A 20389-nucleotide genomic window follows, 5' to 3' on the forward strand; every position below is an offset into this window, starting at 1 on the left:
AACGATCGTTTTTTTGATAGAATGTCATAATAATCAAATGAAGAAAGTCTGAAAATACTCACACATACGAATGAGAATATGGTATAATTTAACGCATAAAAGCGATAAAGAGTATTGTTGGGTGAAGGAGGAGCATATGAGATATTTAACAGCTGGAGAGTCGCATGGTCCCGAATTAACAACGATTATTGAAGGGGTACCGGCACAGCTTGAATTATTAGCTGAAGACATTAATAAAGAGTTAACACGAAGACAAGGTGGATATGGACGTGGTCGTCGTATGCAAATTGAAAAAGACCAAGTCAGAATTACGAGTGGAGTCAGGCACGGTAAAACGACTGGAGCACCGATTGCTTTAATTGTAGAAAATAAAGATTGGACTCATTGGACAAAAGTGATGGGGGCAGAACCAATTAGTGAAGAAGAAGAAAAAGAAATAAAAAGAAAAATTTCTAGACCACGTCCAGGTCATGCCGATCTAAACGGTGCAATTAAATATGGACACCGAGATATGCGAAACGTATTAGAGCGTTCATCTGCCCGTGAAACAACGGTACGAGTTGCTGCTGGTGCTGTTGCGAAGAAAATTCTCTCTACTTTTGGTATACAAGTTGGAGGACATGTGCTGGAAATTGGTGGTGTAAAAGCTGTACATACGGATTATCAATCAATGGAAGACCTCCAAAAACGTTCAGAAGCTTCACAAGTTCGTTGCTTGGATGAAGCGGCATCCGAGCAAATGATCGAGGCCATTGATGCAGCGAAAAAAGCGGGAGATTCGATAGGTGGGATCGTAGAAGTTGTTATTGAAGGTGTTCCAATTGGACTTGGGAGCCACGTACAATATGACCGTAAATTAGATGCAAAATTAGCGGGTGCGGTCATGAGTATTAATGCATTTAAAGGAGTTGAAATTGGTATCGGCTTTGAAGCTGCACGGAGACCAGGTAGTGAAGTGCATGATGAAATTATTTGGGATGAGGAAAAAGGCTATTCTAGGAAAACAAATAACCTAGGCGGCTTTGAAGGTGGAATGACCAATGGTATGCCGATTGTGGTAAGAGGTGTTATGAAACCTATACCCACTCTTTATAAGCCACTACAAAGTGTTGATATTGAAACAAAAGAGCCATTTACAGCAAGTATAGAGCGTTCCGATAGCTGTGCTGTTCCAGCGGCTTCTGTCGTTGCTGAGGCCGTCGTTGCTTGGGAGATTGCGAAGGCACTTTTAGAAAACTTCGGAAGTGACCAAATTGAAAAGATTGGTCAAAATATTGAGCGCCATCATGAAGAAGCGAGGCGTTTTTAATGAGTACCGTACAAGTTAAGACATTTTCTAAAGATTATTCTGTTTATATACAAGCAGACATTTCTGAAGAAGTTTTATCTTATGTACGAACCTTCGCTAAGCAGCCGACAGCGATTTACGTGATTACGGATTCAACGGTGGCACCTTTATATTTAAATAAAATTAAACAGTCCTTGAACACTCATTATCGGCTAGTAGAGGCTGTAATTGAAGCGGGAGAACACTCCAAATCATTTCAAGAGTACGAGAGACTGCTAACCATCGCGTTAGAAAATCAGTTAGACCGACACGCTTTAATTATTGCTTTAGGCGGTGGAGTTGTTGGTGATATTGCCGGGTTTGTCGCAGCAACCTATTTGCGTGGTATCCGTTTCATACAAATTCCTACAACATTGTTAGCACAAGATAGCTCTGTAGGTGGAAAAGTTGCGATTAATCATCCGCTCGGGAAAAATATGATCGGTGCCTTTCATCAACCGGAAGCCGTTCTCTATGATCCGAAATTCCTACAAACATTACCAGAAAAAGAATGGCGTTCAGGCTTTGCTGAAGTTTTTAAGCATGGGTTAATTGTAGATAAGAATTTCTATCAGTGGCTGAAGCAGCATGTTTCTAATCTCTCTGAGCTTCCACTCGCTTTTATCGAAGAGATGCTTGAACGCTCGATTTCTATAAAAGCGAAAATTGTTGCAAGTGATGAAAAAGAAGCGGGTGTGCGTGCATATCTTAATTTAGGGCATACATTAGGTCACGCTATAGAAAAAGAGTTAGGTTACGGTAAGGTTACGCATGGTGAAGCTGTAGCAATCGGAATTATTTTTGCTCTGAAAATGAGTGAAGAGAGATTTCGAACGAACCTAGATATAGAAGGTTTCATACAATGGTTACAGCTCTTAGGTTATGAAACGAAAATACCAGCAGGTTTACATGTGCCATCTTTAATGAATACGATGCGTAAAGATAAAAAAACAGATAATGGTATCATTCGAATGGTTCTTCTCAAAGGAATAGGGGAAGTAACGGTTGAAGAAATCGAGGATGAAAAAATAATCAAAATGCTAGAAAAAATGCTCAGGGAGTGAGTAGCATGGTGAGAGGAATCAGAGGTGCAACAACAGTAGAAAAAGATCAAGAGGATTTAATTCTAGCAGCAACAGAAGAAATGCTTGCTGAAATGATTCGAAATAATCAAGTAAAGGCTTGTGATGTCGCTCAAGTTCTTATAACGGTCACAGATGATTTAAAAGCAGCATTTCCTGCAAAAGCATTACGACGGTTTAGTGGTTATGATTTTGTTCCCGTCATGTGTGCAAGAGAGATTGATGTTCCCGGCAGTCTTAGTCGCTGTATCCGTGTAATGATGACCGTAAATACGGATGTCAGTCAAGAACTAATCCATCATGTCTATCTGAATGAGGCCATTCAACTTAGGCCAGATTTAGTCTTGACGGATAAAGGTGAGAAAGTATAAACTAATGAATAAGTTATAGTTTTAAGTTGAGAAATAGTCGAGAAGTAACAACAAGTTTAGCGAGTAAGTTTTTATTTAGAGATTTTTTAGTTGATTGAGTTGAGAAGAGAAGAGTATGAGATTAGTTAAGGAGAGCAGAGCTGAGCAAAGGTTGTACACATATACACCCTATGCCTATTTGGTCATAGGGTTTTTTATATTTTTAGCCTCCTTAATTGATCCTCCTCTATATGAATAGGAGTGATCAAGTTGATAAAGACCTCTTTTGCCAGTTTTTCAGCACTGGCCCAAACGTATCAAACGATCCCGGTAGCGGCTAAGCTTTTCGCGGATAGTTTAACCCCCATTCAAATGTTCCATCAATTACAAGACGAAGCACATTTTTTGTTAGAGAGCCATGATGAGGCCTCGCTATGGTCAAATTATTCGTTTATTGGTTTAAATCCTCTATATGAAATGAAAGAAATATCAGGCTCATTTGTGACTAGAAATAAATGTGAGGAGACGCTTTTAGAAGCGGCTAGTTTTATTGAGCTTTATGAAAAAACGATGGCCTATCTTCATGTAGCCCCGTCAGAGCTTGACCTACCTTTTAAAGGTGGAGCTGTTGGTTATATGAGTTATGACGCGATTGAAACAATCGAACCGAGTCTAGAAACCTGTTATCACCGTCATACCAATTATTATCAGTTTCTGATTTGTGAAACGCTTATCGCTTTTAATCACCAAGAGAATGAGTTAACAATTATTTTTCATCAGCGAATTGATGACAACAAAAAGCTACAAGAACAATATTTTCAGAGTGTGGAACAAGTCAATCGAGTGATAAAAAAAATAGAAGAACCTGCTCGCCCGTTAACCTTAAAGCCAACGCCAACCTTTGAGCGTGAAGTGAGTTTTGAACAGGTCGATTCTAATTATCAAAAAGATCAATTTATCGCGGATATTTTGAAAATAAAAGAGTACATTCGAGCCGGAGATATTTTTCAAGCGGTCTTATCACAACGTTTTTCGATGGACGTGAAAAGTTCGGGTATTGAGATTTATCGTGTTTTACGAAAGGTAAATCCATCTCCCTATTTATTCTACCTAAAGCTTGATGGATTAGAGATCATAGGTAGTTCGCCAGAAAGACTTGTACAAGTGCAGGATCAACATGTGGAGATACACCCGATCGCCGGAACACGCAAAAGAGGGAACAGCCTTGAAGAAGATCAAAAGTTATCAGATGATTTATTAACCGATGAAAAGGAACGAGCAGAGCACTATATGTTAGTGGACTTAGCTAGGAATGATATAGGTCGTATTGCTAAGTATGGTTCCGTACAAATTCCTACTTTGTTAGAAATAGCTCGTTTTTCCCATGTGATGCATATAATTTCTAAAGTATGTGGTCAGCTACGTGAAGACGTTAAACCTTTAGAAGCTTTAATGGCCTCTTTTCCAGCTGGAACCGTATCAGGGGCACCGAAAATTAGAGCGATGCAAATATTAAAAGAGCTCGAACCAACTAGAAGGGGAATTTATGCAGGTGCGATCGGATATTTAGGTTTTGATGGCAATATTGACTCATGTATTGCGATTCGTACACTTGTATTACAAGAAGGAAAGGCCTCCATTCAAGCTGGAGCAGGCATCGTGGCAGATTCTAACCCTGAAAAAGAATATGAAGAAACACAAAATAAAGCGAAGGCCTTAATTAGGGCGGTTCAAATGGCGGAGGAAATGTTTGGACTCGAGGAGGTTAAATAATATGTTAAAAGATCATTTAGAGTTGTGCCTACAAGGGGTTACTTTAACCGAGGAACAAGCTGAGTCGGTTATGCATGATATTATGAATGGCTTAGCAACCCCTTCACAAATTGCAAGTTTTGTCACCATTATGAGGTTTCGTGGTGAAACGGTTGATGAAATTACTGGATTTGCTAAAGCCATGCGCCAGCACTCCATGAAAATACCTTATGAAAATGAGGCATTATTAGATACATGTGGAACAGGTGGAGACTCTTTAAGAACATTTAATATCTCTACAACGGTTGGCATTTGTTTAGCGGCACTCGGGGTGAAGGTCGCTAAGCATGGAAATCGTGCGGTTTCTTCTAAAAGTGGTAGTGCTGATGTTTTAGAATATTTATCTATTAATATTCAACATACACCAGAACAAGCGGCTCAAGCATTACAAACACACTCTTTATGTTTTTTGTTTGCACCACTGTATCACGAATCGATGAAGCACGCGGTAACGCCTCGAAAAGAATTAGGATTCCGGACGATTTTTAATATGTTAGGCCCTTTAACAAATCCTGCAGGAGCCAAGCATCAACTCTTAGGTGTTTATGATGGAACGATGATCGAAAAAGTTGCTACTGCCCTCAAGCGTTTAGGTACGAAGCATTCCTTAGTTGTCTCTGGAGGAGAAGGGCTTGACGAATGCTCCATTACCACACACACAGATGTAGTCGAAATTAAAGACGGTCAGTTAAGCCGGTATCAGATACGTCCAGAGGATTTTGGTTTGCGAAGGGGTAAATTAGAAGAGATTCAAGTACAAAATCCAAAGGAAAGTGCCGATCTGATGTTAGAAGTCTTTCAAGGTAAAGCGAATCAATCGGCCCAAGAAATCGTGTATTTAAATGCAGGTGTTGCTTTATATGCAGCAGACCAAGTCGCTTCCATTAAAGAAGGGGTAACCTTTATTCGTGACCAAATTGAGACAGGGTGCGTTTACGCTCACCTCCAACAGTTGCAAGAAGTAAGAAAGGAGTCACAGCATGCTTAATCAAATTTTAGCTACAAAAAAGAAAGAGATTGCTGAACTGGTTCAACCAAAACCGTTGGAGGTGAAGCATTATTCATTATATGAAGCTTTGAATAAATGTCGTCGCCATATAGGGTTAATTGCTGAGGTAAAGAAAGCCTCCCCTTCAAAAGGTATTATTAAAGAAGATTTTAACCCACTTCAAATTGCATTAGGGTATGAGCGGGCCGGTGCCGATGCGATTTCTGTTTTAACAGATCAGACATATTTCCAAGGGTCCGTAGATTATTTAAGTCAAATTAAACAGCATGTCCAAATTCCTGTTATGAGAAAAGATTTTATAATTAGTTTTGCTCAAATAGACGAAACGAAAAACATTGGAGCAGATGCCCTTTTATTAATTGTTGGAACTTTGCCAATTGAAGAATTGAAGGAGCTTTATGACTATAGCTATTCACTTGGGTTGGAATGCCTAGTGGAGGTCCACTCTGAGGAGGACTTACACATCTTACTAGCTTGTTTTACACCAGCGATTCTAGGTATTAATAACAGAAACTTGAAAACATTCAAAACAGATCTAGCTCAAACGAAAGAAATGATTCCACTTATTTCACGTGATACGTTAGTTGTTAGTGAAAGTGGCATTGCCACAGCGGCTGATATTGATTTTGTTGCATTAGCAGGTGCAAAAGCAATCTTAATTGGTGAAACATTCATGCGGGCAAGTAGTCCTGAGCAAGGGATTTATGAGTTGCTTGGTGGTGAGCTAGATGTTACCAAAACTTAAGCTCTGTGGAAATCATTCAAGTCAAGATCTCGAAAATACGATGAAGAGTGAGGCGGATTATCTTGGTTTTGTCTTTGCTGAAAGTAAACGAAAAGTTACGAGTGAGCAAGTAACAAAGTGGCTGCAAAAATATACTGACGAACCAATTAAGCAACAATTAGTCGCGTTATTTGTCAATGAAGAAATCGATGTTATTAAACAAACAATGGAAGAGGTACCTTTTGACATCGTACAGTGTCATGGGTCAGAGTCTCCCCAATATGTAGAAGCATTACGTAAAAAGGTGAAACAACCAATCTGGAAAGTGATTCATAGCAATGAGCAGGCTCTCACCTATATGGGAAGCTTTGCTGGGCTTGTTGATGCATTTATCATTGATTATCGCCACGAAGGTGCTTGGGGAGGTACGGGTCAACGATTTGATTGGGGAGAAATTCCCCTTTATCAACAGGAGGCCAACAAGCAACAAGTGCCACTTTTTATCGCTGGCGGGATTAACAATACGAATATCAATCAGTTATTAACATTTCATGTTGATGGTATTGATGTTTCAAGTGGAATTGAACAAGATGGCTTCAAGTCAGAACAATTGATAGCTGAACTAGTGGAGAGGATGAGAGAAAATGAAAAGCACATATCCAGATCAAAAGGGGCGCTTCGGTGATTTTGGTGGTAAATATGTACCTGAAACGCTTATGAGTGTCATTGAGGAATTAGAGGTTGCCTTAGAGCAGGCACAAAACGATTCTCTCTTTTCAGATGAATATTTGGATCATTTGTATGAGTTTGCAGGAAGGCCGACAGCCCTCACTTACGCAAAAAATGTATCAGAAGCGCTAGGTGGTGCCAAGGTTTATTTAAAAAGAGAAGATTTACTTCATACAGGTGCCCATAAACTTAATAATGCAATCGGACAGGCATTGTTAGCTAAACGAATGGGAAAGACGAAAATCGTTGCCGAAACAGGTGCAGGACAACATGGTGTGGCATCTGCTACGATTGCTGCTAGGTTTGGATTAGAATGTAAGGTGTTTATGGGGGCCGAGGATATGGAAAGACAAGCCCTCAATGTGTATCGAATGGAATTGCTCGGTGCAGAGGTTATACCCGCGACCTCTGGAAGTCAGACTTTAAAGGATGCTACAAATGAAGCGATTCGTTACTGGGTCGCGAATGCCGAGGATACATTTTATTTGATTGGTTCTGTCGTTGGACCACATCCTTACCCGAAAATGGTCCGTGATTTTCAACGAATTATTGGTGATGAAGCCAAAAAACAAATACAAAAAAGAGAAGGTAGGCTACCTAACGAGGTCATTGCCTGTGTAGGTGGCGGTAGTAATGCTATTGGAACGTTTTTCCCATTTTTAGAGGATGAGGTAAGTCTGATCGGAGTAGAGGCAGCAGGACTTGGAGTAAATACCGAGCATCATGCAGCGACGATTTCAAAAGGAAAAGCAGGTGTGATTCATGGCTCCTTAACCCTTTTATTACAAGATCAGCATGGTCAAATTCAAGAGCCATATTCTATTTCAGCTGGTTTAGATTACCCTGGTGTAGGACCAGAGCATGCTTACTTAGCAACAAGCGGCCGGGTTCAATACGAGGCTGTTACGGATGAGCAAGCTTTAGAAGCACTAAAGTTTTTATCAGAAAAAGAAGGGATCATTCCAGCGATTGAAAGTGCTCATGCTTTAGCGAAAGCATTTGAGCGTGCGAAGAAATTAAATAAAGACGATTTGATTTTAGTTTGCTTATCAGGTCGTGGAGATAAAGATGTTCATACATTACAGAAATATGAGCGAGGTGAATAAGATGCCATTAACCGTAGAAAGTCGACTAATTGCGCAATTAGAAGCAAAGAACAAGTTATTTATCCCATTTATTACAGCAGGTGACCCTTGTGCCGAGGCAACGATTGATATCGCTTTAGCTTTACAAGAAGAGGGAGCTAGTTTACTTGAACTTGGTATTCCTTATTCTGACCCATTAGCAGATGGGCCGACGATTCAAGAGGCTTCCAAACGGGCACTAGAGGCTGGTATGACATTAGATAAAGCCATGTATTTAGTCCCCGCTATGCGAAAAAAGGGTTTAACGATTCCGGTCATCATCTTTACTTATTATAATCCAGTCCTACAGTTTGGATTAGAGCAATTTGTTCAAAAAGCCAAGCAGTTAGAAATAGATGGTTTGCTTGTACCAGATTTGCCGATTGAAGAAAGTCAAGAACTATCAACGATGTGTCAAAAGAATGGACTCTCCTTAATTTCTTTAGTTGCACCGACTTCAAAAGCCCGGATTGAAAAAATTGCCCAACAAGCACAAGGCTTTTTATATTGTGTATCTTCATTAGGAGTAACGGGAGTTCGAGAAGAGTTAGATCCAAGGCTGGATGATTTTTTGCAAACAGTGAAGCAATTAAGTCCAGTACCAGTAGCTGTCGGTTTTGGAATATCAAATCATAATCAAGTGAAACAAATGAATCAATATGTGGACGGAGTCGTTGTTGGAAGTGCATTAGTGGCTGTAATTGAACAAGAAAAAGATAAGCTTCTGAATGAACAGTTGAGAAAAGATTCATTGAATTCAATAAAAACATTTGTCAGAACGCTCATTTCATCGTAACATAGTAAACAGATACTTTCGCAAGGTGAGGTGCTAAAGACAAAATGGATATTAAATCACAACTGTTAAGCCTTCCTCCTTATCAACCAGGAAAACCGATGGAGGAAGTAAAAAAAGAATTAGGCTTAGAACGCGTTATTAAATTAGCATCGAATGAGAATCCATACGGAGCTTCCACGCATGTTACAGCCGCTTTGCAACAATCATTGACAGCACTTTCTATTTATCCTGATGGGTATGCCGCTCTACTTCGTGAAAAAGTAGCCAACTTTTTGAATGTGCAAGAGGAGCAGCTTATTTTTGGCAATGGTTCAGATGAAGTTATTCAATTTTTATGTCGTGCATTGCTAACGTCAGAAGATAATATGGTTACGGCAGATCCGACATTTTCACAATATAAATTAAATGCGACCATTGAAGGGGCTAAAGTTAAGGAAGTAGCTCTTGTTAACGGCGTTCATGATTTAGAGGCCATGCTTGCTGCTATCGATGAAAAAACAAAAATAGTTTGGGTGTGTAATCCGAATAATCCAACAGGTACTTATGTGAATGAAACGGCTTTTACGCGTTTCCTAGCCCAGGTGCCAGAGCATGTACTCGTCGTTTCAGATGAGGCTTATTATGAATATGTCGATGCGAATGATTATCCCGAAACGATTCCACTTCTTGTGGATTATCCTAATCTTGTCGTTCTAAGAACATTTTCAAAAGCATATGGGCTTGCTTCATTACGAATTGGTTATGGAGTGGGGAATGCAAACTTTATCCGTTCGATCGATCCGGTAAGGCCCCCATTTAATAATACGTCATTGGCTCATATTGCGGCACTTAACGCATTAGATGATCAAGCGTTTATTACTAATTGTGTCCAAAAAAATCAAGTAGAAATGAAGAAAATGGAGTCATTCTGTCAAAAACATCAATTAACGTATTTTCCATCTGAAACGAACTTTTTATTGATAGATTTTCAACGAAAAGGAAATGATGTTTTTCATTATTTGTTAAAAGAAGGCATTATTGTGCGCTCAGGTGAAGCGTTAGGGTATCCAACCTATGCTCGTATTACGATTGGAACAGAAGAGGAAAATATCCTTCTCATACAAGCGTTAGAAAAGATGCTGCAATCGATGTCAGTTCCTGTGTTAACGGACTAGAGAATAGACAGTAAGTAGGAGCCATGTTTATCTTGATGAAAACGTCTTTCATCCTGTTTTGAGATGAAGTCGTTTTCTCTTTTGTTCATAGAGAGAGGTTTTACTGTTAGTGGAGGGAGAAGCATGAAAAATCAAGTTTTTATTATTGGTTTAGGGTTAATTGGTGGTTCAATTGCTCTAGCTATTAAGAAAGAACACGACTGTCAAGTGATTGGTTATGATATTGCTACTGAACAGGTGAAAGTAGCTAGAGCGCTTAAAGTGATTGATGAAAGTGTAGCGACCATTGAGGAGGGTGTGCGTAAAGCAGATTTAATTGTGTTGGCAACACCAGTCTCAAATACGATAGCCATATTTGAAGAGATGCAGTCTTATACCTTTAAAGAAGGTGTCATTATCACCGATGTAGGAAGTACAAAGAGTAGTATTATTAAAGAAGCAGCCAAATTAGTCAAAAAAGGGATTCACTTTATTGGTGGTCATCCGATGGCAGGCTCTCATAAATCAGGGGTACAAGCAGCAAAGGCTCACCTTTTTGAAAATGCTTTTTATATTTTGACACCATCGGCACATATCCAACAACGAACAATGATTCAATTACAAAATTGGCTAAAAGGAACAAAAGCCAAATTCATAACGATGTTACCTGAGGAACATGATCGTGTAGCAGGGGCTGTTAGTCATCTACCTCATATTATTGCAACAAGTCTTGTTCGAGAAATGGCGAAGAAAAATGAAGCAGAGCCGATGTTATCACGGCTTGCTGCTGGTGGGTTCCGAGATATCACGCGGATCGCATCGGCATCGCCGGTTATGTGGCGGGATATCCTGTTGCATAATAAAGTTATTTTATTACAGCAGTTGTCTGAGTGGATGGAAGAGATGCAACATGTAAAAAAATTGTTAGAGGATAAGGATGCCCAAGCGATCTTTCACTATTTTGATGACGCTAAAAGATTTCGTGACGATATGCCAGTCCGAGAAAAAGGAGCCATTCCAGCTTTTTACGATCTATTTGTTGATGTTCCTGACCATCCGGGTGTGATATCGGATGTCACGAGTATTTTAGCCGATCATCAAATTAGTATAACGAATATAAGGATTCTTGAAACACGAGAAGATATTATGGGTGTTTTACGATTGAGTTTCCGTTCGGAGGATGATCGAGAGTTAGCAAGAAGTTATTTAGAGCGTTCATTATATGAGACTTCGATCTTATAGAGAAAGGGGAGCTAGGATGTGACCATTGCAACGATTACAAAAGTCAAAACTGGACTCAGTGGACAGATTAAAATACCAGGAGATAAATCAATTTCACATCGAGCGGTCATGTTTGGTGCTATAGCCAAAGGAAAAACGACTGTAAGTGGCTTTTTACCAGGTGAGGATTGCTTGAGTACCATTCGTTGTTTCCGAAAACTAGGCGTCGAAATTAAGCAAGATGGCGAGAATGTGGAAATCCAAGGTGTTGGTTTGGATGGTCTCAAAGAACCTATTGATATTTTAGACGTCGGAAATTCAGGGACAACGACTCGATTGATGTTAGGTATATTAGCGGCCAGGCCTTTTCACTCTGTGATAATCGGTGATGATTCAATCGCTAAACGACCGATGGCCCGAGTTACAGAGCCGTTAAAAAGTTTTGGAGCACAAATTGACGGACGTGGGAATGGGAATTATACACCTTTGTCCATTCGTGGTGGTGCGACAAAGGCCATTACCTATACTTTACCTGTTGCGAGTGCCCAAGTGAAATCGGCTTTGTTACTTGCGGGATTGCAAAGTGAAGGGGTTACGACTGTTACGGAGCCACGTTTAACGAGAGATCATACAGAAAGAATGCTAGAAACGTTCGGTGTTAGCATTCAACGTGAAGGTAAATCCATATCTATCGAAGGTGGACAGACTTTAACGGGGCAACATATTGAAGTGCCAGGTGACATATCCTCTGCTGCCTTTTTCCTTGTTGCAGGAGCGATTGTTCCCGAAAGTACATGTACATTACTTCAGGTGGGCCTAAACCCAACTCGTGCAGGGATTATGGAAGTATTAGAAGCTATGGGTGCTCGCGTATCGATTGCTAATCAGCGGATGGTTGGTTCTGAACCTGTTGCAGATATCACGATTGAAACATCACAATTAAAAGGTACCGTTATTGAAGGGGACCTCATTCCTCGTTTAATCGATGAGATTCCAGTCATTGCTGTATTGGCTACACAAGCAGAAGGACAAACGATCATTAAAGACGCTGAAGAATTAAAGGTCAAAGAAACGAATCGTATAGATACGGTTGTGAGTGAACTTTCAAAACTCGGAGCAACGATTGAAGCAACAGAAGATGGAATGATTATAACGGGAAAGTCGACTCTAAAAGGTGGAACCGTTGATAGTTTTGGTGACCATCGAATCGGGATGGCCATGGCGGTAGCTGGATTAATTGCGGAGCAAGAAGTCGTGATCCAAGATAGTAAAGCGATTGCGGTTTCCTACCCAACTTTCTTTGAACATATTGAAACATTAATAAACGTGTAATCAATAGGTGAAAGCTAAGTTCTACTGAACTTAGCTTTTTCTTGAATGACCGGTCAAAAAAATAAGCAAAAAAAGAACCTAATTTGTCAAAACGCCTTTCGTAAGCGTTTTCAAATTAGGCTTTAGCATTAAGCTAAACAGATATATTGTATGGATAGGAGTGGAGAGAAACCATACGCTTAACTTTATTATAGCGCTTACATTGGAAGTGTCAATAAAAAGATAAAAAAATTCACACTTTTTTGTGAGTTGTAGAAAAAGGGGAAAAGTACCGATGTTTTGTATGAAAGTTGGTTAAAGCTCATGTTCCGATCGTTAATCAACGCTACCGAAAATCATGCTCCGTATACGTCCAACCCTCATCTTCGTTCTTTTTTTCATAGCGATTGCATAGCTTGTCTATAAAAGATTCGCTAGGAGGCATCGTATCATGTACTTAATTGACCGCGTAAATGAAATGAGAGAAGGACACTTCATCCAGAGAGTCTACTTAGTAAATGAAGGCAAAGTGACATTTGTCCAAAATCAATTTGCCCATTGGAATAAGCGTCGAATGGATATGAGCGGATTTACGCTAGAGGTAGGCCGAGTAATGAGTGAACATCACACCCTAGACGAAAACACTCACAATGACCAAAGCCATTTGATTAAAAAAGGATGTACAACTGCCGTTTTATTTCCTCAAGTCGCATACGAATCAAAGATTCAAGACGTATACGATACAACCAAAAAGAAGATGTATTCGAGTAGGGTCGATTATGTCATTGGCTTAGAAATACCATTAAGATTGTTGCGACCATCTGTTTTATTAGCATGCAAAAAATATAAAATACCTGCTCTCAAAATCGAGATTAAACAAGGGGACAAGCCTGCGGACATGGCGTGGATGTATATAGCACAAGTTCAAAGAGAGTATCGAACAGTGCTATTGCCCTATTTCTCTTCTGGTAATGAAAGTGAAATACAAGAGCAGAGAACTGCATGGAAACAAGCAATGTCTGATTATAAAATATCATGGCATTCCTTTATTAAAGAAGGAAAACCGTGGCCTAAGGAGCTATTGCAAAAAGTAGGATTATATCCGATTAAAGGCACACTTATGGTTGGTAGCGACCTAGACTATTTACTATTTTCAGAGAATCAATCTCAATTAGTTGATGCGAATGATAATCTCGATTATGATTATAGACATCCATGTATCGTTGTACTTAGGGGACAAATAATTAAAATCAATGAGCAAGATGGTGGCAAGCTAGGATATGGACGTTTGATTGACATCAAGATGCCAGGACGTTTATTAGCGATGGGTATCGTCTATTAGCTTTAGCCGCAAGTTGGGGGTTATGATGAAAGAAATTGAAGTGGTTTTGCAAAAAATTGAAGAAGGTCAGGTAGAGGAAGGCTTACAGAAGTTAAAATTAGCCAAAGAAAAAGCTACACATGACCAATTATACTCAATAGCTGAGATCTATTATGAATTAGGTCATTTAAAGGAAGCGAAAGAAATTCTTGAGGAACTAATGGTGCTGTATCCTGATGAAGGAGCTGTTTTGATCCAACTTGCTGAAATTCTCATTGATTTAGATGAAGAAGATGAAGCGATAGAACTCTTATTAGAAATTAAAGATCACGATCCAATCTTTTTACAAGCACAATTATTACTAGCCGATCTTTACCAAATGCAGGCCTTAGATGAGGTTGCAGAGCAAAAGCTATTAATGGCTGCTAAACAAGCACCTGAAGAAGTTATTGTCTCTTTTGGTTTAGGTGATTTTTATTTAGGGCGTGGTGATTATCAAAAAAGTATCCCTTATTTAAAGAAGGCTCTTCATCAAAAAAGTGAATTACCGGAAGAGGTTCGAATTGAGCTTAAGCTAGCCGAGGCCTATAGTGCTGGAGGTCAGTTTGAAGAAGCCTTACATTATTATAAAGAAGGTTTAAAAGATTATTTTGAACCTCATGCTTTGTTCGGTTATGGATTTACCGCTTATCAAGTTGGAGATATGGTTTTAGCGATCGAGCAATTAGAAGCATTAAAAGCCCTAGATCCAGATTTTACGTCGCTTTATCCATATTTAGCGAAAGCGTTTGAAGCGGAGAATCGCTTAGATGAAGCGATGGACGCCTTACGTGCAGGGATGACCGTTGATGATTATAACGACCAGTTATATTTATTAGCAGGTAAATTAAGCTTTAAGCAACAAGACCCACAGCAAGGTATTGATTACTTACGACAAGCAATCGCTATAAATCCAAGTAATTTAGAAGCTACCCAAACGTTAGCGGCTTACTTAAAGAGTGAGCAACAATATGAGGAACTATTAGAATTACTAGATCATATTGATGATTTGGGTGAAGGTGGTGACCCTTTATTAACTTGGTATAAAGCCAATGCTTTTCATCAAGAGGAACAATTTGAGCTTGCCAACCAGAACTATCAAGAAGTGATTAGTCATTTTCAGGAAGATCCTGATTTCCTTGAGGATTTTATTCAATTTTTATTTGAAAATGGTGAACGAAAAAAGGCGACTCCTTATTTGCACAAGCTACTTGAATTAGTGCCGAGTAGAGAGGATTTGCGTGAATTACTCATGGATGTGGAGAATGAAAATTTTTAAAAAGAAATTGGTAAAAAAAGCAGGGAGTATGCTGTTAAAGGTAGAATTAAAATAATATAAGCATCTCGACGGTAGATGGACGGATTATCCACTATCCGTTTGTTGTAAAAGGAGGGAGAAAGCATGAGTAGCATTGTTCCTGTCGTAGAAAAAAAGGATTTTTTACGAAACTTCTTAAAGCAGTATGATTTAAAAAGAAGAGAGTGTGCTTGGTTATTAAATTACTTAATGAGTGATGATGATTTAATGGAAAAGGTTCATTTTGTGGAAGTTGCTGACAATGCACCAAAATCATTAATCATTTCGGCTAATGGTGTCGAGAAGCCACCTTTTTCTTTCCATAAGTACAATCATATTACGACTGATGCTGAAAAAGCTTTTCATGATATTCGATTAAATCAAACCGAAGAGATCTATATTGAGCTACATTTTTTAGGGTCAAGAACTTTCCCGCCGTATTTAGCCGTATTAGAGGACAACCCTTATTTACCTGAAAGTCAAGAAAGGCTTCAGCAAGTGGCCGATCAAGCGGAAAAAATCTTATCGATTTCTTTAGCGAGCTTTAAAAAACAGCAACTACTTGCAAAGATTGACCAAGCATTAGACGAACGAAACGAGGAAGCATTCACTGCTCTAACTAAACAACTAAAAGAACTAGAAGAATAAAAGGAAGAAAATAACGATGACTATAAGGTTATCGTTATTTTTCTTTGATGAAAAGAATGCATGTTTGTGCTTTGAAATGTGTAATTTTGCAAGGGTATAAAGCGGGAAACGTTATAAGTATGAATACAACCAATTTTTGCGTCACAAATTTGTCATTTTTCGTTTGAGATGATTGGTGTTCAAACTATTTTTTTTTCTGTTTATTTGCTAGGATAAAGAGGAAAGGATGATGTTTTGATGAAGTGGCAAGTGAATGATATTGATAAGTTTTTACAAGCCAAAGAATATGTAGATACCGCTTTTCTACCTCTTATACCCGTAACGAGTCAAAATCACCTTAAATCGATTGTAGCGATGGGTGACTTTATGACGATTATATCAAGGGAACTAGAACGTCAGTTCCAAGGAAGAGGTTTGCTATTTCCTGCATTCACTTATTTAAAATCTGAATCACCGGAAGAAAAAAAAGAGCGACTTTTATCATGGATTGCTGAGCTTAAACAAGGAGGCTTTGAACATATATTCTTACTGAGCTCTGATGCAGACTGGAAAACGGTGGAGTCTTCATTACATGCAGATTTAATTTGGCTTCCTACGATTCCGTTAGAACATATGGATTTTACGAATAAACAACAAGTAATTGCGGAACAAATAAAACAACTTGTTCCATTATTGACGAATACGTGGCAAAACCGAGAATAATAAGTAAAATACTTATTTCTATTTGGTGAAATAATTGACACTATTTGTCCGTTAAGCTATTATGGGTTATGTCCTAGTATAATCTGTGTTTAATTATGTCCTTTTTAAAGGAACACCTTATTGTGTAGGGGGGGAAAACAAGTGAGTGAGAAAGAACACAAAGTATCAAGACGTCAATTTTTAACGTACACGCTTACAGGCGTTGGTGGCTTTATGGCTGCAGGTATGTTAATGCCTATGGCACGTTTTGCCCTTGATCCAGCGTTAAAAGCAGGTGCTGATTCTGACTTGATAACAGTTGCAGATCTTTCTGAATTAACAGAAGAACCACAATTGTTTCCAATGACATATACTCAAGATGATGCTTGGTATACGTCTGAGGTTTCAGAGAATGTTTTTTTGATGCTTAATGGAGATGATGTATTGGCTTTATCGCCAACATGTACCCATCTTGGTTGTCAAGTTGCTTTTGGTACGAATGAAGATCACCCTGAGCAGTTTTACTGCCCATGTCACTTCGGACGATTTGACAAGCAAGGGAATAACATTCAAGGAACACCGCCAACTCGTCCATTAGATGCCTATGAAGTAGTAGTTGAAGATGGTAAAGTTAAATTAGGTTCAATTTATCAACGACAAGGAGGGGCGTAATCGATGCTCCAAAAAATTTATGATTATGTGGATGAGCGTCTCGATATTACGCCAATGTGGCGTGACATTGCCGATCACGAAGTTCCTGAGCATGTTAACCCAGCTCACCACTTCTCTGCGTTTGTCTATTGTTTTGGTGGCCTAACATTCTTTGTAACGGTTATCCAAATTTTGTCAGGTATGTTTTTAACGATGTATTATGCACCAGATATTATTAATGCTTATAACTCGGTTGCTTATTTACAATCAGAGGTAGCATTTGGTGTCATTGTACGTGGAATGCATCACTGGGGTGCAAGTTTAGTTATTGTTATGATGTTTCTACATACATTACGTGTATTCTTCACGGGTTCTTATAAGAAACCACGTGAACTTAACTGGGTAGTCGGAGTTTTAATTTTCTTCGTTATGCTTGCATTAGGTTTAACAGGTTACTTATTACCGTGGGATATGAAAGCTTACTTTGCAACAGTTGTAACATTAACAATTGCTGAGAGTGTACCATTTATAGGTGGTTTTGCAAAAGCGTTACTTGCAGGGGGAGATATTGTAGGTGCCGTTACGTTAACGCGTTTCTTTGCTATCCACGTATTCTTCTTACCGGCTGCGCTACTTGGACTTCTTGCGGCTCACTTTATTATGATTCGCCGTCAAGGTATTTCTGGTCCTCTATAAGATAAACAACGTTATCATTTTCGCAGATAAGGAGGGAATAAGATGAAGCGTGGTAAAGGGATGAAGTTCGTCGGCGATTCGCGTGTAAAAGTTGACGGACGTATGAAAAATATTCCTAAAGATTATTCGGAATACCCTGGTAAAACAGAAGCTTTCTGGCCGAACTACTTATTAAAAGAGTGGATGGTTGGTGCGGTATTTTTAATGGGATTCCTTTGTTTAACAATTGCACATCCAGCTCCGCTTGAGGCTCCAGCTGATCCAACAGCTGCTGGATATATTCCATTACCGGATTGGTATTTCTTATTTTTGTATCAATTATTAAAATACCCATTTGCATCTGGTGCTTATAACGTAATTGGTACGGTTGTAATTCCAGGACTTGCATTTGGTGCATTATTACTTGCTCCATTTTTAGATACAGGTAAAGAACGTCGTCCATTAAAGCGTCCGATTGCTTCTGGACTTATGATGTTAGGTGTCATTGCCGTTATTTTCTTAACTTGGGAATCTATTGACCAAAATGAAGCAGCTCCTGATCAAGGGGCTATCCAAGAAGAAGGCGACATTAACGTTGATGCTGAAGGGTATGAATATTATTCTCAGTCATGTATCGGCTGTCACGGTGATACAATGGCGGGAACAGGTATGGGACCTTCACTTCTAGAAACTGAAAAAACAGCAGAAGAAATTGTTGAGATTGTTCAAGAAGGCTATAATAACATGCCAGCTGAAACATTCACAGGTTCTGAAGAAGAATTACAAATTCTAGCAGAATATGTTGCTGCACATGGTCAGCCTGAGGAAGAAGAATAATGTCTTTTTTATGACTCGGTGAAAAGATTTTCTTTTCATCGGGTCTTTTCTAATAGAAATGAAAGGGGGAACAATATGTTAAAACAAATTCTAACGATGTTTGGTCATCGTTCGATGCTCATTCTTTTATTAGTTATTAATATACCGGGGACGATTTATGGTTTTTATTGGTATTGGGGGCAGTTACAACATACACCGCCTCAGTTTTTGATTTTTGTACCAGATAGTCCGACAGCTAGTTTGTTTTTTGTGTTTGTTTTAATTGCTTTTCTATGGAAAAAGAACTGGCCAATCATTGAAGCCTTGGCTGCTGTTACTTTGATAAAGTATGGAATTTGGGCCGTGGTAATGAATATGGCTACAGGCTTTTTGGGTGGTTCTCTTAATTGGCAGCATTATATGTTAATTGCTTCACATGCTGGTATGGCTTTACAAGCGGTCATTTACAGCCCTTATTTCCGAATCAAAGCATGGCATTTAGTGGTTGCTGCTATATGGACTTTACATAATGACTTTATTGATTATTTCTATGGGATGCATCCTTATTTATCAAGTTATATCATGCCACATATTGATTCGGTCATGATTTTTACTGTTAGCTTAAGTATTTTTTCGATAGTCTCTGTCTATTTCTTATCGGTTAGAAAAAAATCACTAAAGCTATCAATTGATGCATAAAACTTGTCCTTCTTTGGTCTAACCTTGTCCATTTCTTCATAGGATGGGAGTAGAAGAAGGAGGGACAAACTTATGGATCGTCTTTTCAGGGCATTTCTTTGTGGTCTGTTACTCTTATTGGTTTTTCCTATACGTGTTTCTAGTGAAACAACCGATACTTGGGAACAGTTAAATAAAACGACAGATCAAGTTTTATTATATGTGAAGGCTGAGAATTTTGAGCAGGCCAAAATAGAATTAGCTTTTTTTTCCAATCAGTTTTTGCAGCTTAATTTTCAAGATGAATCGTTATCGATGAATGATTTACGCACAGTGGCAAATACACTTGAAAAAACAGAAGAAGCATTAGCTGCCTTACAACTTGATTTTTCTGAACGTGTCCTTTATGCAACGAGTTTACGATTGACTGTCGATGCCTTATCGAGTGAATATGAACCGCTTTGGTTGTATACGGAACCTACAGTTAAAGGCTCACTTGATTATATGCTAACTTCATTACAGCAAGAGGAAATACAACAATTTCAATATGGCGTGGGTGATTTTATCCGGCAATATGAGATGTTACGTCCGGCCTTATATATTGATTTAGAGCAAGAACAACTCATGCGAGTCGATTCACAAATTAGGTATTTAGAAACGTTGATGAATGAAGAGGCAGATAACGATGTGGTCACAGCACATGTAGAGCTTATTTCTAACGAGTGGGATTTGCTTTATGAGCGAGTCAAGGAGGAAAATTCAGATCCGTCTTTTATCTGGGTGGTTCTAACCATTGGAGGAATGATTTTTTTCTCGTTAATTTACGTAGGATTCCGAAAGTTTCAAGCGGAAAAACCGTTTCCTCGTAAAGCGAGAGGTGGGGAATAATGTGAATGAAATGTGAACAAACTGTACAAAAGACCTCTTTTATAGAGGCTTTTTCTTTGACTATCTTTGACTATAGT

Annotated in this window: 21 protein-coding genes; all 21 read left to right on the plus strand. The window is 38.9% G+C overall.

Annotation, left to right across the window (positions count from 1 at the left end; genetic code table 11):
• The first annotated feature begins 136 nt into the window (after positions 1–136).
• The 21 genes from aroC to PQ479_RS01740 all read left to right on the plus strand — a co-directional run bounded on the left by aroC (position 137) and on the right by PQ479_RS01740 (position 20312).
• The gene (aroC, locus tag PQ479_RS01640) at positions 137–1309 is read left to right on the plus strand and encodes a chorismate synthase (RefSeq protein ID WP_047989317.1); all 1173 of its coding nucleotides are present in this window, start codon (positions 137–139) and stop codon (positions 1307–1309) included.
• Positions 1309–2391 (plus strand): 3-dehydroquinate synthase, encoded by a 1083-nt coding sequence (gene aroB, locus PQ479_RS01645; RefSeq protein ID WP_047989316.1) that lies wholly within the window; start codon positions 1309–1311, stop codon positions 2389–2391. Before aroC ends, aroB begins: the two co-directional genes overlap by 1 nt.
• Positions 2392–2396: 5 nt before the next feature.
• The gene (gene aroH / locus PQ479_RS01650) at positions 2397–2780 is read left to right on the plus strand and encodes a chorismate mutase (RefSeq protein WP_047989315.1); all 384 of its coding nucleotides are present in this window, start codon (positions 2397–2399) and stop codon (positions 2778–2780) included.
• Between the two features lie 249 nt (positions 2781–3029).
• Complete coding sequence (trpE, locus tag PQ479_RS01655; protein WP_047989314.1) at positions 3030–4532, plus strand: anthranilate synthase component I; 1503 nt, start codon at positions 3030–3032, stop codon at positions 4530–4532.
• A gap of 1 nt (position 4533) precedes the next feature.
• Positions 4534–5559, plus strand: coding sequence for an anthranilate phosphoribosyltransferase (gene trpD / locus PQ479_RS01660; RefSeq protein ID WP_047989313.1), 1026 nt, complete (start codon positions 4534–4536; stop codon positions 5557–5559).
• On the plus strand, positions 5552–6325 hold the full coding sequence (trpC, locus tag PQ479_RS01665; protein WP_047989312.1) for an indole-3-glycerol phosphate synthase TrpC: 774 nt from the start codon (positions 5552–5554) through the stop codon (positions 6323–6325). The genes trpD and trpC overlap by 8 nt, the downstream gene beginning before the upstream one ends.
• Positions 6309–6989 carry a phosphoribosylanthranilate isomerase gene (locus PQ479_RS01670; protein ID WP_047989311.1) on the plus strand — a complete coding sequence of 227 codons (681 nt, stop codon included), beginning with the start codon at positions 6309–6311 and terminating at the stop codon, positions 6987–6989. The genes trpC and PQ479_RS01670 overlap by 17 nt, the downstream gene beginning before the upstream one ends.
• Positions 6949–8139: a tryptophan synthase subunit beta gene (gene trpB / locus PQ479_RS01675; RefSeq protein ID WP_047989310.1), complete on the plus strand. Its 1191-nt coding sequence runs from the start codon at positions 6949–6951 to the stop codon at positions 8137–8139. The genes PQ479_RS01670 and trpB overlap by 41 nt, the downstream gene beginning before the upstream one ends.
• A 1-nt stretch (position 8140) precedes the next feature.
• The gene (gene trpA / locus PQ479_RS01680) at positions 8141–8953 is read left to right on the plus strand and encodes a tryptophan synthase subunit alpha (RefSeq protein WP_047989309.1); all 813 of its coding nucleotides are present in this window, start codon (positions 8141–8143) and stop codon (positions 8951–8953) included.
• Between the two features lie 44 nt (positions 8954–8997).
• Positions 8998–10107 carry a histidinol-phosphate transaminase gene (gene hisC / locus PQ479_RS01685; protein WP_047989308.1) on the plus strand — a complete coding sequence of 370 codons (1110 nt, stop codon included), beginning with the start codon at positions 8998–9000 and terminating at the stop codon, positions 10105–10107.
• A gap of 123 nt (positions 10108–10230) precedes the next feature.
• Complete coding sequence (locus tag PQ479_RS01690; RefSeq protein WP_047989307.1) at positions 10231–11328, plus strand: prephenate dehydrogenase; 1098 nt, start codon at positions 10231–10233, stop codon at positions 11326–11328.
• 18 nt (positions 11329–11346) lie between these two features.
• Positions 11347–12639 carry a 3-phosphoshikimate 1-carboxyvinyltransferase gene (gene aroA, locus PQ479_RS01695; protein ID WP_047989306.1) on the plus strand — a complete coding sequence of 431 codons (1293 nt, stop codon included), beginning with the start codon at positions 11347–11349 and terminating at the stop codon, positions 12637–12639.
• Between the two features lie 430 nt (positions 12640–13069).
• Entirely contained in the window at positions 13070–13960 is an 891-nt protein-coding gene (locus tag PQ479_RS01700; protein WP_047989305.1) for a hypothetical protein, read from the plus strand.
• A gap of 25 nt (positions 13961–13985) precedes the next feature.
• Complete coding sequence (locus PQ479_RS01705) at positions 13986–15257, plus strand: tetratricopeptide repeat protein (RefSeq protein ID WP_047989304.1); 1272 nt, start codon at positions 13986–13988, stop codon at positions 15255–15257.
• Positions 15258–15380: 123 nt separating this feature from the next.
• On the plus strand, positions 15381–15923 hold the full coding sequence (locus PQ479_RS01710) for a ReoY family proteolytic degradation factor (RefSeq protein WP_047989303.1): 543 nt from the start codon (positions 15381–15383) through the stop codon (positions 15921–15923).
• A gap of 237 nt (positions 15924–16160) precedes the next feature.
• A complete protein-coding gene (locus PQ479_RS01715) occupies positions 16161–16625 on the plus strand; it encodes a YpiF family protein (RefSeq protein ID WP_047989302.1) in 465 nt (154 codons plus the stop codon).
• A gap of 141 nt (positions 16626–16766) precedes the next feature.
• The gene (locus PQ479_RS01720; RefSeq protein ID WP_047989301.1) at positions 16767–17276 is read left to right on the plus strand and encodes a QcrA and Rieske domain-containing protein; all 510 of its coding nucleotides are present in this window, start codon (positions 16767–16769) and stop codon (positions 17274–17276) included.
• Positions 17277–17279: 3 nt separating this feature from the next.
• On the plus strand, positions 17280–17951 hold the full coding sequence (gene qcrB, locus PQ479_RS01725; RefSeq protein ID WP_047989300.1) for a menaquinol-cytochrome c reductase cytochrome b subunit: 672 nt from the start codon (positions 17280–17282) through the stop codon (positions 17949–17951).
• A gap of 42 nt (positions 17952–17993) precedes the next feature.
• Positions 17994–18767, plus strand: a complete 774-nt coding sequence (locus PQ479_RS01730; RefSeq protein ID WP_047989299.1) for a menaquinol-cytochrome c reductase cytochrome b/c subunit — start codon at positions 17994–17996, stop codon at positions 18765–18767.
• Positions 18768–18842: 75 nt separating this feature from the next.
• Complete coding sequence (locus tag PQ479_RS01735) at positions 18843–19445, plus strand: DUF1405 domain-containing protein (RefSeq protein WP_047989298.1); 603 nt, start codon at positions 18843–18845, stop codon at positions 19443–19445.
• A gap of 72 nt (positions 19446–19517) precedes the next feature.
• Positions 19518–20312, plus strand: coding sequence for a sporulation protein YpjB (locus tag PQ479_RS01740; RefSeq protein WP_047989297.1), 795 nt, complete (start codon positions 19518–19520; stop codon positions 20310–20312).
• Positions 20313–20389 lie beyond the last annotated feature (77 nt).

It is taken from the genome of Alkalihalobacillus pseudalcaliphilus (assembly GCF_028610675.1).
GTDB lineage: Bacteria > Bacillota > Bacilli > Bacillales > Bacillaceae_D > Alkalihalobacillus > Alkalihalobacillus pseudalcaliphilus.